This window comes from Achromobacter sp. UMC46 (assembly GCF_014170335.1).
In the GTDB taxonomy this organism is placed as follows: Bacteria; Pseudomonadota; Gammaproteobacteria; order Burkholderiales; family Burkholderiaceae_B; genus Achromobacter.
Genome location: NZ_LZZS01000035.1, coordinates 247,989 through 263,374, shown reverse-complemented (window position 1 = coordinate 263,374; position 15,386 = coordinate 247,989). Strand labels below are relative to the sequence as shown.

Genomic DNA, 15,386 nt, shown 5'->3' with positions numbered 1-15,386 from the left:
GTGTCAGCGGGTGATGTCGTTGGCAAGGTCGTCCAGCAGGCGCTGCATGGCAAGCGCGGCAAGCTGGATGTCGTCGCTGGTGGTGGATTCGCGGGGGTTGTGGCTGATGCCGTAATTCTGGCCGCGCACGAACAGCATGGCCTGGGGCATGACCTCGTGCAGCTTCATGGCGTCGTGGCCGGCGCCGCTGGGCATGCGGTGCACGGGCACTCCCAGTGCGTCGACGGCGCGTTCCCAGCGCTGCTGCCAGGCCGGGTCGCTGGGCGCGGCGGCGGCGCGCATGGTTTCCTCAAGGGCGTAGCGCAGACCGCGCCGCTGGCAGATGGCGGCCAGTTCGGCCAGCACGTCGTTCACCAGCGCGTCGCGCTGCGGGTCGCTGGGGGCGCGCAAGTCCAGGCTGAAGCGGCATTCGCCGGGCACCACGTTGATGGATCCGCTGGGCACTTCCAGCATGCCGATCGTGCCGACCGAATCGCCGTCGCGCGTCGCGCGCTGCTCCAGGTACAGGGCCAGCTCCGCCGTGGCGGTGGCGGCGTCGCGGCGCCGGTTCATCGGCGTGGTGCCGGCGTGGCAGGCCATGCCGAAGATCTGCGCCTGGTAGCGCACGCTGCCGTTGATCGATGTGACGATGCCCAGCGGCAGGCCCATTTCGAACAGCACCGGGCCTTGTTCGATGTGCACTTCCACAAAGCCCAGATAGCGGGCGGGATCGCGGCGCAGCTTGGGGATGTCGTCGATGCACAGGCCGGCGTGCAGCATGGCCTCGCGCATCGTGACGCCCTGGGCGTCTTTCTGGTCCAGCCATTCCGGCTTGAAGTGGCCGATCAGCGCGCCGGACCCGAGGAACGTGGCGCGGTAGCGCTGGCCTTCTTCTTCGGCGAACCCGATCACTTCCAGGTGGTAGGGCAGGCGCCGTCCCTGGCGATGCAGTTCGCGCACGCAGGCCATCGGCACGAAGATGCCCAGGCGGCCGTCGTACTTGCCGCCGTTGCGCACGGTGTCGTAGTGGCTGCCCGTCATCAGCGTGGGGGCGTCGGCGCGGTCGGCGCGGTAGCGGCCGACCACGTTGCCCACCGCGTCGATCTCGACCTCGTCGAAGCCGCAATCGCGCATCCAGTGCGAGATGCGTTGCGCGCAGGCCCGGTGGGCCTCGGTCAGATAGGTGACGGTCAGTTGGCCCTTTTCGGCATAGCCGGGGTCGCTGTGGATGCTGAGGCGTTCCTGCCAATCCCAGATGTCGTTGCCCAGCGCCAGGTCGGCGCCGAACTTGTCGGCCACGCGGATTTGCACGATGCGGTGGATGTTGCGCACGGCCTCCTGGAGTTCGACGTCCGGCGGGTTGTCCAGCCGGCGCGCGAATTCATCGATGATCTGCTGGCGGTTCAATCCCGTGCCGCGTGCGCCGCGCACGGCCAGGATGAAGGGGAAGCCGAAGCGGGCGCCGTAGTCGGCATTCAACTGCTGCAGGCGTGACAGTTCTTCGGGTGAGCAATGCGTCAGGCCCGCCTGATCCTGTTCGTTCGTGGATTCGGCGGTCAAGCTGTTGCGCTGCATGGCGCGGCCCGCCAGTTCCGGGTGGGCGCGGATCAGCGCCAGCCGGGCTTCGATATCAGCGTCGTCCAGCACGCGCCGCATCTGGTCCTGCAAATGCGCCAGCGACCGGAACGGCCGCGCGGCCAGCGCCTGCCGGGCGATCCAGGGCGAGTGCTCGTACAAGCCGTCCAGCATGGCCACGGCCTCGTCGGGCGTGGCGGCATTGAGTTGTTCCAGGGTGTAGGCCATGGTCGTCGCGCTTACCGGTTGGGAAGATAGGGGTGGGTGGCTTTCCAGTGCCGGGCGATATCCAGCCTGCGGCATACCCAGACGCGGTCGTGGCGGGCGATGTGGTCCAGGAAGCGCTGCAGCGCCGTGATGCGCCCGGGCCGGCCCAGCAGCCGGCAATGCATGCCGATGCTGAGCATCTTGGGCGCGTCGTCGCCTTCGGCGTAGAGCACGTCGAAGCTGTCCTTCAGGTATTGGAAGAACGGGTCGGCATGCGAATAGCCCTGCGGCAGGGCGAAGCGCATGTCGTTGCAGTCCAGCGTGTAAGGCACGATCAGTTGCGGCACGACGGTCCCGTCGCTCTTTTGCACCTGCATCCAGAACGGCAGGTCGTCGCCGTAATAGTCGCTGTCGTATTCGAAGCCGCCGTAGTCCGCCACCAGCCGGCGCGTGCGCGGGCTGTCGCGGCCGGTGTACCAGCCCAGCGGCCGCGTGCCGGTCAACCGTGTGATGGCGTCCATGCCCAGGCGCATGTGTTCGCGTTCGGTGGCTTCGTCCACGTTCTGGTAGTGCACCCAGCGCCAGCCGTGGCAGGCAATCTCATGGCCCAGCTCGGCAAGCGCCGCCGTCAGGTCGGGATGGCGCTGCAAGGCCATGCCCACGCCGAACACGGTCAACGGCAACTGCCGCTTTTCGAATTCGCGCAGAATGCGCCAGACGCCTGCGCGCGATCCGTATTCATAGATGCCTTCCATGCTGAGGTGGCGGTCCGGGTAGCTGGCAGGATTGAACATCTCGGACAGGAACTGTTCGGATCCCGCGTCGCCATGCAGCACGGAGTTTTCGCCGCCTTCTTCGTAATTCAGCACGAATTGCACGGCGATGCGGGCGCGGTCCGGCCATTGCGCGTGCGGCGGATTGCGGCCATAGCCGATCAGGTCGCGGGGGTACGGAAGCGTGGAGTCGTAGGTGTTCATGAATGGGCGGGCGGGCACGGGTTGGCGGACGGTTTCATGATGGGCTAAACGATAGCTGGAAAGCAATAAGCTGTATACAATTTATGTACATCACTAAGGATAACCATGATATCGCCCGGCCACAGGCGGGCACGAGGAGGCACGATGGGTCTGACCACGCACGTACTCGACACCATGCACGGCTGCCCCGCAGCGGGCATGGATGTCGCCCTCTATGCGACCTGCGGCGACGACGTCACGCTGCTGGACCAGTTCACGCTCAACGCGGACGGCCGCAGCGCCAAGCCGCTGTTCACCAACCAAGACCTGCGCGCGGGCACGTACCGGCTGGTGTTCGATGTGGCGGGGTACTTCAAGGTGCGCGGCGTGGCCTTGCCCGAGCCCAATTTCCTGAATCGGGTCAGCCTGGATTTCGGCATCGCGCACCCGGACGAGCACTATCACGTGCCGCTGCTTGTCAGCCCCTGGAGCTACTCGACTTACCGCGGATCCTGACGCCTGCCTCGGGCGTCCGGCATCAGGGTATTCCTGATGCCGGGCGGGGCGATCGCCGATAGCCTTGTAAACAAAATTTGCATACAATTTTCAGCAATTGATCGCAGCGGTGCGGGGCCTGCCGGCCTTGTGCGCGATCCGACTTCTGCTTACAGCGCCCGCGGTGGTGAGCAGTGCGGCGGAGCCTATCGCAGGCCCGTCCACTGCGGGGGCGTGAATGGAAAGCTATTACCTGGATTGGGTCAATCTGCTGCTGCGCTGGGCCCACATCATCACCGGCATCGCGTGGATCGGCACGTCGTTCTATTTCGTGATGCTGGACAACAGCCTGGAAAAGCCCCGCGACGTGGAGTCCACGGCCAAGGGCGTGGGCGGCGAGCAATGGGCGGTGCACGGGGGCGGCTTCTACAACATGCAGAAGTACGCCGTGCAGCCGAAGACGCTGCCCGACCACCTGCACTGGTCATTCTGGGAAAGCTACAGCACCTGGCTGACCGGCTTCGCGCTGTTCACCGTGTCGTACCTGTGGAATGCCAGCACGTATCTGATCGACCGCACGAAGATGGACTGGCAGCCCGGCACTGCGGTTGCGGTCGCGCTGGCGTTCTTCGTGGTGTTCTGGCTGGTCTACGACGGCATCTGCCGATGGTTCGGCCGGGGCAAGCATGGCGACACCGTCGTCGGCGTGCTGGTGGCGGTGTTCATCGCGCTGGCCTCGTGGCTGGCCTGTCATTGGTTCGCGGGGCGCGCCGCCTTTCTGCTGGTGGGCGCCATGATGGCCACCACCATGAGCGGCAACGTGTTCTTCTGGATCATCCCGGGCCAGCGCAGGAACGTGGCGGCGATGCGGGCAGGCAAGCCGGTGGACCCGGTCAACGGCCAGCGCGGCAAGCAGCGCAGCGTGCACAACACGTACTTCACGCTGCCGGTGCTGTTCGCCATGATGAGCAACCACTACAGCTTCACCTACACGCATCAATACAACTGGATCGTGCTGCTGCTGATCATGCTGGGCGGCGCGGCCATCCGGCAGTTCTTCGTGGTGCGCCACCGCTTCAAGCTGGGCAACGCGCGCAGTCCGCTGCCGTATGCGCTGCTGGGCGTGGCGGTGCTGGGCCTGACCATCGTGGGCTTGCGGCCCGCGCCGGTGGCGGCGCCCGCCGCGTCCACCGGGCCCGCCGCGTCCATCGCGCCCAAACCCGTGGAGTTCGCGCGGGTGCGCCAGGTGTTCGACCAGCGCTGCCTGTTGTGCCACGGCGCGCAGGTGCAGATGAAGAGCGTGCGGCTGGATTCCGCCGAGCAGATCGCGACCCACGCCCAGGCCGTCTACCAGCAAGTGGTGGTTGCGAAAATCATGCCGATGGCCAATTCCACCGGCATGACCGACGATGAGCGCGCGTTGATCGGCGCCTGGTTCCAGGCGGGCGCCAAGACCAAGTAGGTCGGCGGCCGGTTCAGCGCAGGTCGCCGGCCGGCCATCCCATCGATCCGAAACCGGCCGCGCCGAAGCCCTCCTTAGCCGTTGCGGTACAGAAAGCTGTAGGCGTTGATCGCCGGCACCCCTCCCAGGTGCGCATACAGGACCTTCGAACCGGCGGGGATGTCGCCGCGGCGGATCAGGTCCATCATCCCCTGCATGGATTTCCCTTCGTAGACCGGGTCGGTCATCATGCCTTCCAGCCGCGCGCAGGTGCGGATGGCGTCGTTGGTTTCCGCCGAGGGCAGGCCGTAGGCCGGGTGCGCGTAGCGCGTGTCCAGCACCACGTCGCGGTCGGCGATGCCTGTCTCCAGCCCCACCAGGTCCGCCGTGCGCCGCGCGATGCGCAGGATCTGCGCGCGGGTCTGTTCCGGCGTGGCCGAGGCGTCGATGCCGATGACGCGGTCGGCGCGGCCGTCGGCGGCAAAGCCCACCACCATGCCGGCCTGGGTGCTGCCGGTGACGGCGCATACGACGATGTAGTCGAACTTGAATCCCAGGTCGGCCTCCTGGCGCCGCACCTCCTCGGCGAAGCCCACGTAGCCCAGCCCGCCCAGCTCGTGGTCGGACGCGCCGGCCGGAATGGCATAGGGCTTGCCGCCGCGTTTCCTCACGTCTTCCAGCGCCTCTTCCCAGCTGCGCCGGAAGCCGATGTCGAAGCCCTGGTCCACCAGCCGCACGTCGGCGCCCATCAGGCGGCTCATCATGATGTTGCCGACCCGGTCGTAGACCGCGTCCGAATAGTCCACCCAGTTTTCCTGCACCAGCACGCAGGCCAGGCCCAGCTTGGCGGCGACGGCGGCCACCATGCGGGTGTGGTTGGACTGGATGCCGCCGATCGTCACCAGCGTGTCGCAGCCTTGCTCCAGCGCCTGCGGGATCAGGTATTCCAGCTTGCGCAGTTTGTTGCCGCCGAAGGCCAGGCCGCTGTTGCAGTCTTCGCGCTTGGCGTAGATCTCCACCTTGCCGCCCAAGTGCGCGGACAGGCGGTCGAGCTTTTCGATGGGGGTGTCGCCGAAGGTCAGGCGATGTCGGGGGAATCGTTGCAGATCCATGCGGGCTCCTGAAGGGAAAGGTCCGGGCCGGGCGGGTGGCGCGGATGGGAAATCATAGGAATCGCGGGGATTTGCGGTCAATTGCGTAATTTGTCGATTTGTCGTGTTTAAAGTGATTAATAATCGTTGTTTGGAATTCGATATTTCGAATATAAAAACGATAACGAAATTAAATTTTCAGGGACATATCAAATGACTGTCGCCCCGGGCCTTGACCGCATCGACCGCCACATCCTGCGCGTGCTGCAGGACGACGCGCAGATCACGAACCTGGACCTGAGCGCGCGCGTGCACCTGAGCCCGGCCGCCTGCCTGCGCCGCGTCGAAAAGCTGAAGGCCGAAGGCGTCATCAAGAAGACGGTCGCGCTGCTGGACCCGGGCGAGGTCGACATGGCCACACTGGTGATCGTGGGCGTGGTGCTGGACCGTTCCACGCCGGACTCCTTCACGGATTTCGAGGAAGCGGCGCGCGGCATCAGCGGCTGCCTGGAATGCCACCTGGTGGCAGGCGAATTCGACTACTTCCTGATGCTGCGCATCCGCGATCTGGAACGTTTCAACAAGCTCCATGCGGGCGAGATCATCAAGCTGCCCGGCGTACGCCAGATCCGTACTTTTTTCGTGCTGAAAGAGATCCTGTCCACGACAGCGCTTCCCGTGTGACGCGGCTATTGCGCAACACTCTTGTTTTGGCGCACTGAAAATGACGCGCTGCGGCATTTTGGATTGACGGAATTTGATGGCGCGAAGACGGCTGGATTGCAGGCGTTCGGCGGACATTCCAAAGCCGCATGCAGGTATTCCGCACGGGCTTTTGCGTCACGCAAATGCAGGAAGACGCCCATAAACTCAAAGGGTTATACTTTCAACCATACGGCTATCAAGGCTTGTACGCGCCTTCTGCCCCTGCGATCCGCTTAACGGGAAGCCCGTGCTGCGGAAGGTTTTCCTGCATCGTGTCGAGTGAAGCACTCGTAAAGGTGAAGCGATATGTCTTCGGAAATAGAATCTCTATCCACGTCTTATCTCTTTGGGGGTAACGCCCCATATGTTGAGGAGCTTTACGAAGCCTACCTCGACAATCCCGGTTCGGTTCCTGACAACTGGCGTGAATATTTCGACCAGTTGCAGCACGCTCCCGCTACCGATGGCCAGGAATCCACTCGCGACCAGGCCCACGCTCCCATCGTCGAATCGTTTGCCCAGCGCGCCAAGGCCAATGCCTTCGTGCAACGCTCGGCTGAACCCGACCTGAGCGTCGCCAGCAAGCAGGTTTCGGTGCAATCGCTGATTGCCGCCTACCGCTCGCTGGGCTCGCGCTGGGCCGACCTGGATCCGCTCAAGCGCCAGGAACGTCCCCCGATCCCTGAACTCGATCCCGCCTTCTACGGCCTGACCGAAGCCGATCTGGACCAGACCTACTCGGCCACCAACACCTACTTCACGACCGCCAGCACGATGACGCTGCGCGACATCCTGAAGGCGCTGCGCGACACGTATTGCCGCAGCGTCGGTGCTGAATTCACGCACATCTCCGACCCCGCCGCCAAGCGCTGGATCCAGGAACGCCTGGAAACCACCCTGGGCGCGCCCGCCTACTCGGTCGAAGAAAAGCGCCACATCCTGCAGCAGTTGACCGAGTCCGAAGGGCTCGAGCGCTTCCTGCACACCAAGTACGTCGGCCAGAAGCGCTTCTCGCTGGAAGGCGGCGAAAGCTTCATCGCCTCGATGGACGAAGTGGTGAACCATGCCGGTGAAAACGGCGTCCAGGAAATCGTGGTCGGCATGGCCCACCGCGGCCGCCTGAACCTGCTCGTGAACATCATGGGCAAGATGCCCGGCGACCTGTTCGCCGAGTTCGAAGGCAAGCACGCCGAAGGCCTGACCGACGGCGACGTGAAGTACCACAACGGCTTCTCCAGCGACCTGTCCACCCGTGGCGGCCCGGTCCACCTGTCGTTGGCGTTCAACCCGTCCCACCTTGAAATCGTCAACCCCGTGGTCGAAGGCAGCGTGCGCGCTCGCCAGGAACGCCGCGGCGACGCCGAAGGCAAGCAAGTGCTGCCGGTGCTGGTGCACGGCGACGCGGCTTTCGCCGGTCAGGGCGTGGTCATGGAAACGCTGAACCTGGCGCAGACCCGCGGCTACGGCACGGGCGGCACGCTGCACATCGTCATCAACAACCAGATCGGCTTCACGACGTCCGACCCGCGCGACTCGCGTTCGACGCTGTATTGCACCGACGTCGTCAAGATGATCGAAGCCCCGGTGTTCCACGTCAACGGCGACGACCCGGAAGCCGTGGTGTTCGTCACCAAGCTGGCGCTTGACTACCGCCTGCAGTTCCGTCACGACATCGTCGTGGACATCGTCTGCTTCCGCAAGCTGGGCCACAACGAGCAAGACACCCCGTCGTTGACGCAGCCCCTGATGTACAAGCGCATCGGCCATCACCCCGGCACGCGCAAGCTGTACGCGGACAAGCTGACCACGCAAGGCGTGCTGGCCGAAGGCGAAGCCGACCAACTGGTCAAGGACTACCGCCAGCTGATGGAAGACGGCCAGCGCACCATCGAACCGGTGCTGACCGACTACAAGAGCAAGTACGCGATCGACTGGTCGCCGTTCCTGGGCGCCAAGTGGACCGACCAGGCCGACACGGCCGTGCCGCTGGCTGAACTCAAGCGCATCGGCGAACGCATCACGACGGTTCCGGAAGGCTTTACGGTGCACCCGCTGGTGGCCAAGCTGCTGAACGACCGCCGTACGATGGCCAAGGGCGAAATGAACCTGGACTGGGGCATGGGCGAACACCTCGCCTTCGCGACCCTGGTGTCCTCGGGCTACGCCATCCGCATCACCGGCCAGGATTCGGGCCGCGGCACGTTCACGCACCGCCACGCCGTGCTGCACGACCAGAACCGCGAACGCTGGAACGACGGCACCTACATTCCGCTGCAGAACGTGTCGGAAGGCCAGGCCCCGTTCACCGTCATCGACTCCGTGCTGTCCGAAGAGGCGGTGCTGGGCTTTGAATACGGCTACTCCAGCGCCGAACCGAACACGCTGACCATCTGGGAAGGCCAGTTCGGCGACTTCGTCAACGGCGCCCAGGTCGTGATCGACCAGTTCATCAGCTCCGGCGAAGCCAAGTGGGGCCGCCAGTCGGGCCTGACGCTGATGCTGCCGCACGGCTACGAAGGCCAGGGCCCCGAGCACTCCTCGGGCCGTATCGAGCGCTTCCTGCAGCTGTGCGCCGACAACAACATGCAAGTGATCCAGCCGACCTCGGCCTCGCAGATCTTCCATGTGCTGCGTCGCCAGATGATCCGCCCGTTCCGCAAGCCGCTGGTGTTGTTCACGCCGAAGTCGCTGCTGCGCAACAAGGATGCCGGCTCCCCCTTGACCGATCTGGCCGGCGGCAGCTTCCGTCCGGTGATCGGCGAAGTGGACGACACGATCGACGCCAGCAAGGTCAAGCGCGTGCTGGCTTGCTCGGGCAAGGTGTATTACGACCTGGTCAACGCCCGCCGCGAGCGTGGCGCCGACAATGTCGCGATCGTCCGCGTCGAGCAGCTGTACCCGTTCGCCCACAAGGCGTTCGAAACGGAACTGCGCAGGTACCCGAAGGCAACCGAAGTGATCTGGGTTCAGGACGAACCGCAGAACCAGGGCGCCTGGTTCTACGTTCAGCATCACGTGTACGAGAACATGGTCGAAGGCCAAAAGCTGGGCTACGCTGGTCGTGCCGCGTCGGCATCGCCGGCCGTGGGCTACCTGGCCAAGCACCAGGAGCAGCAGAAGGCCCTGATCGAAACGGCTTTCGCGCCCAAGTTCAAGGTCATGTTGACGAAGTAATCCCGACTTGATGCACGCGCCGCGGGCGGCAAGCGTTCAGGAACCCCGTTTCGAACCTTGCCGCGCCGCGTGACCAGAACACAACTTTACGGAACAAACAAAATGGCTATCACCGACGTCGTCGTCCCCCAACTTTCCGAATCCGTCTCCGAAGCGACCCTGCTGACCTGGAAGAAGCAGCCGGGCGCTGCCGTTGAAGCGGACGAAATCCTGATCGAAGTCGAAACCGACAAGGTCGTGCTGGAAGTGCCCGCTCCCGCCTCGGGCGTGCTGGCTGAAATCGTCAAGGGCGATGGCAGCACCGTGACCTCGGGCGAAGTGCTGGCCCGCATCGACACGGCAGGCAAGGCCACCGCCGCCGCCACCGCACCCGCTGCTGCCGCCCCGGCCGCCGCCCAAGCCGCTGCCGCTCCGGCCGCCGCTGCCCCGGCTTCGTCCGCCGCCGCCGGCGTGGCATCGCCCGCCGCCGCCAAGATCCTGGCCGAGAAGGGCGTTGACGCCGCTTCCGTGGCCGGCACCGGCCGTGACGGCCGCGTGACCAAGGGCGACGCCCTGGCCGCCAGCGCGCCCGCCGCCAAGGCTGCGCCCGCCAAGGCCCCGGCTGCGCCGGCTCCGACCACGCTGTCGCTGGACGGCCGTCCGGAACAGCGCGTGCCGATGAGCCGCCTGCGCGCCCGCATCGCCGAGCGCCTGCTGCAATCGCAGCAAGAAAACGCGATCCTGACCACGTTCAACGAAGTGAACATGCAAGCGGTCATCGATCTGCGCAGCAAGTACAAGGACAAGTTCGAAAAGGAACACGGCATCAAGCTGGGCTTCATGTCGTTCTTCGTCAAGGCCGCCGTGGCCGCGCTGAAGAAGTACCCGCTGATCAACGCCTCGATCGACGGCAAGGACATCATCTATCACGGCTACTTCGACATCGGTATCGCTGTCGGCAGCCCGCGTGGCCTGGTGGTGCCGATCCTGCGCAACGCCGACCAGCTGTCCATCGCTGAAATCGAAAAGACCATCGCCGACTTCGGCCGCCGCGCCGCTGACGGCAAGCTGGGCATTGAAGAAATGACCGGCGGCACGTTCTCGATCTCCAACGGCGGCGTGTTCGGTTCGATGCTGTCGACCCCGATCATCAACCCGCCGCAATCGGCCATCCTGGGCGTGCACGCCACCAAGGACCGCGCCGTTGTTGAAAACGGCCAGATCGTCATCCGCCCGATGAACTACCTGGCGCTGTCCTACGACCACCGCATCATCGACGGCCGCGAAGCCGTGCTGGGCCTGGTCGCCATGAAGGACGCCCTGGAAGATCCGCAGCGTCTGTTGCTGGACCTGTAATCTCGACGCTCCGCGCGTGGCGCCGCACCCGGCCTTCGGGCCTGCGGCGCCCCGGCCGGCTCTCAGCCGGCCTCCGGCGCCACCGCGTCGGGCGGGGCGAGTTCCACCCCACATCTCACACGCGAGAACACTATGTCCAAACAATTTGACGTCGTCGTGATCGGCGCCGGCCCTGGCGGCTACATCGCCGCCATCCGCGCAGCGCAACTCGGCATGTCGGTCGCTTGCATCGACGCCTGGCAGAACGGCCAAGGCGGCCCGGCTCCCGGCGGCACGTGCACCAACGTCGGTTGCATCCCGTCCAAGGCGCTGCTGCAATCGTCCGAGCACTTTGAACAAGCCAACCACCACTTCGCCGAGCACGGCATCGAAGTCAAGGGCGTCAGCCTGAAGCTCGACACGCTGATCGGCCGCAAGAACACGGTGGTCAAGCAGAACAACGACGGCATCCTGTACCTGTTCAAGAAGAACAAGGTCACGTTCTTCCATGGCATGGGCGCGTTCAGCGGCCAAGTGGAAGGCGGTTGGGCCATCAAGGTCACCGGCACCACCGAAGAAGACCTGGTCGCCAAGCATGTCGTGGTGGCGACGGGTTCGTCGGCACGCGAACTGCCCGGCCTGCCGTTCGACGAAAAGGTCGTGCTGTCCAACGACGGCGCGCTGAACATCGGCGCCGTGCCGAAGACGCTGGGCGTGATCGGCGCTGGCGTGATCGGCCTGGAAATGGGCAGCGTGTGGCGCCGCCTGGGTTCCGACGTCACCATCCTGGAAGCGATGCCGGAATTCCTGGCCGCCGCTGACGGCCAAGTGGCCAAGGAAGCGCTGAAGGCGTTCACCAAGCAAGGCCTGAACATCCAGATGGGTGTGAAGATCGGCGAGATCAAGGCCACCGCCAAGTCGGTGACCGTGCCCTACGTCGACGCCAAGGGCGCCGAGCAGAAGCTGGTCGTCGACAAGCTGATCGTCTCGATCGGCCGCGTGCCTTACACCGGCGGCCTGAACGCCGACGCCGTGGGCTTGAAGCTGGACGAACGCGGCTTCGTGGCCGTGGACGGCGACTGCAAGACCAACCTGCCGAACGTCTGGGCAGTGGGCGACGTCGTGCGCGGCCCGATGCTGGCGCACAAGGCCGAAGAAGAAGGCGTGGCGGTTGCCGAGCGCATCTCGGGCCAGCACGGCCACGTCAACTTCGACACCGTGCCGTGGGTCATCTACACGTCGCCGGAAATCGCCTGGGTCGGCAAGACCGAACAGCAGCTCAAGGCCGAAGGCCGTGAGTACAAGGCTGGCAGCTTCCCGTTCCTGGCCAACGGCCGCGCTCGCGCGCTGGGCGACACCACGGGCTTTGCCAAGGTGATCGCTGACGCCAAGACCGACGAAGTGTTGGGCGTGCACATTGTGGGCCCGATGGCCTCGGAGCTGATCTCGGAAGCCGTGACCATCATGGAATTCCGTGGCGCCGCTGAAGACATCGCCCGCATCTGCCACGCGCACCCGACGCTGTCGGAAGCCGTGAAGGAAGCCGCTCTGGCCGTGGACAAGCGCGCGCTGAACTTCTAAGCGTCCTTGACCTGAGCTAGACAGGGGGCGGGTTCAAGGACCCGCCCTTTTTTCATTTTGGTTGGTTGAGCTAAGCCCCATGAACGTCCGCGAATACTACGAACACGCCCTGGCCGAACGTGGCTACAAGCCCGATGCCGCGCAAAAGCTGGCCATCGACCGCTTGCAGCGCTATTACGACGAATGGGTCAAGTTCAAGTCGATGCGCTCGAACGCGCTGAAGAAGCTGCTGAATCGGCCCGACGTGCCGCGCGGCGTGTATCTGTGGGGCGGGGTGGGGCGCGGCAAGAGCTTCCTGATGGATGCCTTCTACGCGACCGTGCCGGTGGTGCGCAAGACGCGGCTGCACTTTCACGAATTTATGCGCGGCGTGCATCGCGAGCTGGAAGAAGTGAAGGGCATGCAAGACCCGCTGGACGAAGTGGCCAAGCGGGTCGCCAAGCGCTACCGCCTGATCTGCTTTGACGAATTCCACGTGTCGGATGTGGCCGACGCGATGATCCTGCACCGCTTGCTGCTCAAGCTGTTCGAATACGGCACGTCGTTTGTGATGACGTCCAACTACGAGCCGTCCACGCTCTACACGGATGGCCTGCACCGCGACCGCGTGCTGCCCGCCATTGCGCTGATCCAGTCGCGCATGGACGTCATGAACGTGGATGCCGGCGTGGATTACCGCCGCCGTTCGCTTGAGCAAGTGCAGTGCTTTCACACGCCGCTGGACGAGCATGCGCAGGCCGCGTTGCAAAAGGCGTTCGACAGCCTGGCCGACACGCCGCCGCAAGACCCGGTGCTGCATATCGAGCATCGCGAGATTCGCGCGCTGGCCTTGGCGGGGGCCGTGGTGTGGTTTGATTTCGCGACGCTTTGTGGCGGCCCGCGTTCGCAGAACGACTACCTGGAACTGGCCAACCGCTTCCACGCCGTGATCCTGTCTGGCGTGCCGAAGATGGGGCCGCGCCAGGCGTCCGAGGCGCGCCGCTTCACGTGGCTGATCGACGTGTTCTACGACCATCGCGTCAAACTCATCATGTCGGCCGAATGCGAGCCCGAAGAGATCTACACCGAAGGCGCGCTGGCCAACGAATTCCATCGCACGGTGTCGCGCATCCTGGAAATGCAGTCGCGCGAATACCTGGAATCGGAGCGCCGGCTGACCGTGACGTTGTAGTTATGCCGCATCCGGCCCCTGTTGCAGGGGCGGGGTGTATATAGGATTGGTAACGCTAGTCATTATCAATTAAGATTTTGAGACTTCTGGTCCCGTGCCACCGTCTCAATCGTGTCCTCTCCTTATCTCCCCGCATCGATCCCGTGCGTCGACTCCGCTGTCGCGCCGGTCGATGGCCTGTACCGCGATCACCGATCTTGGCTGTTCGGCTGGTTGCGCCGCAAGCTGGGTTGCGAGCACCGCGCGGAGGACCTGGCGCAGGATGTCTTCGTACGGGTGATCCAGGGGCGCAAGGCGGTCCGCGCGAGCGAGGCCCGCGCCTTGTTGACCACGATCGCCCGTGGCCTGGTGGTGGATCACCAGCGGCGCGCGGCCCTCGAATATTCATATCTGGCCTATCTGGCCACGCTGCCCGAAGCGTATGCGCCATCGCCCGAGACGCAGGCCGAACAACTGCAATCGCTGATGGAACTGGACCGCTTGCTGGACGGGCTGCCGCCCAAGGCGCGTTCGGCCTTCCTGCTGTCGCAGCTGGATGGCTTGTCGTATCCGGAAATCGCCCGGCGCCTGGACGTGTCACTCAGTTCCGTTCAACAGTACATGGTGCGCGCGATGTCCGCGTGCTATGCGGCGTTCCATGAGTGACGCCGCGCGCGGCATGCCGCCGGACCCGGTCGTGCGCCAGGCCATCGCCTGGTGGGCCAAGCTGCAATCGGGCCTGGCCGACGCGCACGACCGGGAATCCTGTGCGGCCTGGCTGCAAGCCGACGCCTCGCATCGACAGGCCTGGGACCGTTTGCAGGCGATCGGCCGCGATGCGCGCCGGGTGCCGGCGGCGTTGGCGCATGCGGCATTGAATGCGCCGCCGTCGCGCGGGCGCCGCACGGCGTTGCGTGGCCTGCTGGCCTTTACCGGCCTGGCCGTCACGGGGTGGGCAGGTTACCGGCATACGCCATGGCAACGTCTGGCTGCCGACCTGAGCACCGGCGTGGGCGAACGCCGTCGCGTTGCGCTGGCCGATGGCTTGAACATCACCCTGAACAGCGATAGCGCGGTGCGTCTGCACATGAGCGGCACTGTGCGCGGCATCGACTTGTTGCGCGGCGAGATGCTGGTGGATACGGAAGCGCGTCCTGGCATTGACGCGTTGCGCGTGAATACGGGCTATGGCGAACTCCATGCGGAACGGGCCCGGTTCGACCTGCGCCGCACGAGCGAGGGGGCGCGCCTGGGCGTGTACGAGGGCAGCGTGGCGCTATGGCGCGACGGCGCCTGGACGCATGCGTCGGCGGGCGAACGCCTGGCGTTCGCGGACGGTCATCTCGTCGGCCGCCATGCCTCGGACCCGGACCGCCTGGCCTGGGTGGACGGCCTGGTGGTGGCGAAGGACTGGCGCCTGAATTATTTCGCCCAATATCTGGCGCGCCAACGCGTGGGGGTGATCCGCGTGGATCCGGCCGTGGCGGAGCTGCGCTTGTCCGGCGTTTTCCCTCTGGACGACGCCGAGCGCGCGCTCAGGGCGCTGGAACCCGCCTTGCCCATCTCGGTGACCCGGCACACGCCGTATTGGCTGCAGGTCGGTCCGCGCGAAGCCTGATCGTTACAACTTTCTTTTTTGGCGCGTTGCAGGTTTTCGATTCCCGTACGGAAAGGGGGGATAGACCACCGTATTGGGAGAGTTTTTGTGTCTGCTTCAT

The 15,386-nt window shown here is 65.0% G+C and carries 12 protein-coding genes; 9 read left to right on the top strand and 3 right to left on the bottom strand.

Annotation, left to right across the window (positions count from 1 at the left end; all coding sequences use genetic code 11):
- Positions 1–3: 3 nt before the first annotated feature.
- Positions 4–1,782: a 2-oxo-4-hydroxy-4-carboxy-5-ureidoimidazoline decarboxylase gene (uraD, locus tag A9973_RS25080; RefSeq protein WP_183016341.1), complete on the bottom strand. Its 1,779-nt coding sequence runs from the start codon at positions 1,780–1,782 to the stop codon at positions 4–6.
- Between the two features lie 11 nt (positions 1,783–1,793).
- Positions 1,794–2,738 (bottom strand): allantoinase PuuE, encoded by a 945-nt coding sequence (gene puuE, locus A9973_RS25075; RefSeq protein WP_183016340.1) that lies wholly within the window; start codon positions 2,736–2,738, stop codon positions 1,794–1,796.
- Between the two features lie 144 nt (positions 2,739–2,882).
- Here puuE and uraH point away from each other — a divergent pair, with 144 nt between their 5' ends.
- Both uraH and A9973_RS25065 read left to right on the top strand, forming a co-directional pair.
- Positions 2,883–3,233, top strand: coding sequence for a hydroxyisourate hydrolase (gene uraH / locus A9973_RS25070; RefSeq protein ID WP_183016339.1), 351 nt, complete (start codon positions 2,883–2,885; stop codon positions 3,231–3,233).
- A 217-nt stretch (positions 3,234–3,450) separates the two neighbouring features.
- Complete coding sequence (locus A9973_RS25065) at positions 3,451–4,674, top strand: urate hydroxylase PuuD (RefSeq protein WP_183016338.1); 1,224 nt, start codon at positions 3,451–3,453, stop codon at positions 4,672–4,674.
- A gap of 74 nt (positions 4,675–4,748) precedes the next feature.
- On the opposite strand, the gene A9973_RS25060 is transcribed toward A9973_RS25065, so the two are convergent.
- The gene (locus A9973_RS25060) at positions 4,749–5,765 is read right to left on the bottom strand and encodes a 1-aminocyclopropane-1-carboxylate deaminase (protein ID WP_183016337.1); all 1,017 of its coding nucleotides are present in this window, start codon (positions 5,763–5,765) and stop codon (positions 4,749–4,751) included.
- Positions 5,766–5,957: 192 nt separating this feature from the next.
- Here A9973_RS25060 and A9973_RS25055 point away from each other — a divergent pair, with 192 nt between their 5' ends.
- The 7 genes from A9973_RS25055 (at position 5,958) to A9973_RS25025 (ending at position 15,286) form a co-directional block, all read left to right on the top strand.
- Complete coding sequence (locus tag A9973_RS25055) at positions 5,958–6,428, top strand: Lrp/AsnC family transcriptional regulator (protein WP_183016336.1); 471 nt, start codon at positions 5,958–5,960, stop codon at positions 6,426–6,428.
- 327 nt (positions 6,429–6,755) lie between these two features.
- Entirely contained in the window at positions 6,756–9,623 is a 2,868-nt protein-coding gene (locus tag A9973_RS25050) for a 2-oxoglutarate dehydrogenase E1 component (RefSeq protein ID WP_183016335.1), read from the top strand.
- 102 nt (positions 9,624–9,725) lie between these two features.
- The gene (gene odhB, locus A9973_RS25045) at positions 9,726–10,958 is read left to right on the top strand and encodes a 2-oxoglutarate dehydrogenase complex dihydrolipoyllysine-residue succinyltransferase (protein WP_183016334.1); all 1,233 of its coding nucleotides are present in this window, start codon (positions 9,726–9,728) and stop codon (positions 10,956–10,958) included.
- 132 nt (positions 10,959–11,090) lie between these two features.
- Positions 11,091–12,518: a dihydrolipoyl dehydrogenase gene (gene lpdA, locus A9973_RS25040; protein ID WP_183016333.1), complete on the top strand. Its 1,428-nt coding sequence runs from the start codon at positions 11,091–11,093 to the stop codon at positions 12,516–12,518.
- Positions 12,519–12,597: 79 nt separating this feature from the next.
- Entirely contained in the window at positions 12,598–13,689 is a 1,092-nt protein-coding gene (gene zapE, locus A9973_RS25035) for a cell division protein ZapE (RefSeq protein WP_183016332.1), read from the top strand.
- A 111-nt stretch (positions 13,690–13,800) separates the two neighbouring features.
- Positions 13,801–14,334: a sigma-70 family RNA polymerase sigma factor gene (locus A9973_RS25030; protein WP_183016331.1), complete on the top strand. Its 534-nt coding sequence runs from the start codon at positions 13,801–13,803 to the stop codon at positions 14,332–14,334.
- Positions 14,327–15,286, top strand: coding sequence for a FecR domain-containing protein (locus A9973_RS25025; RefSeq protein WP_183016330.1), 960 nt, complete (start codon positions 14,327–14,329; stop codon positions 15,284–15,286). Before A9973_RS25030 ends, A9973_RS25025 begins: the two co-directional genes overlap by 8 nt.
- The last annotated feature ends 100 nt before the right edge of the window (positions 15,287–15,386 follow it).

Coding starts and splice junctions, on each gene's coding strand:
- A9973_RS25050 (WP_183016335.1), top strand. CDS start 6,756: ATGTCTTCGGAAATAGAATCTCTATCCACGTCTTATCTCTTTGGGGGT.
- puuE (WP_183016340.1), bottom strand. CDS start 2,738: ATGAACACCTACGACTCCACGCTTCCGTACCCCCGCGACCTGATCGGC.
- A9973_RS25060 (WP_183016337.1), bottom strand. CDS start 5,765: ATGGATCTGCAACGATTCCCCCGACATCGCCTGACCTTCGGCGACACC.
- lpdA (WP_183016333.1), top strand. CDS start 11,091: ATGTCCAAACAATTTGACGTCGTCGTGATCGGCGCCGGCCCTGGCGGC.
- A9973_RS25065 (WP_183016338.1), top strand. CDS start 3,451: ATGGAAAGCTATTACCTGGATTGGGTCAATCTGCTGCTGCGCTGGGCC.
- uraD (WP_183016341.1), bottom strand. CDS start 1,782: ATGGCCTACACCCTGGAACAACTCAATGCCGCCACGCCCGACGAGGCC.
- uraH (WP_183016339.1), top strand. CDS start 2,883: ATGGGTCTGACCACGCACGTACTCGACACCATGCACGGCTGCCCCGCA.
- odhB (WP_183016334.1), top strand. CDS start 9,726: ATGGCTATCACCGACGTCGTCGTCCCCCAACTTTCCGAATCCGTCTCC.
- A9973_RS25055 (WP_183016336.1), top strand. CDS start 5,958: ATGACTGTCGCCCCGGGCCTTGACCGCATCGACCGCCACATCCTGCGC.
- A9973_RS25025 (WP_183016330.1), top strand. CDS start 14,327: ATGAGTGACGCCGCGCGCGGCATGCCGCCGGACCCGGTCGTGCGCCAG.
- zapE (WP_183016332.1), top strand. CDS start 12,598: ATGAACGTCCGCGAATACTACGAACACGCCCTGGCCGAACGTGGCTAC.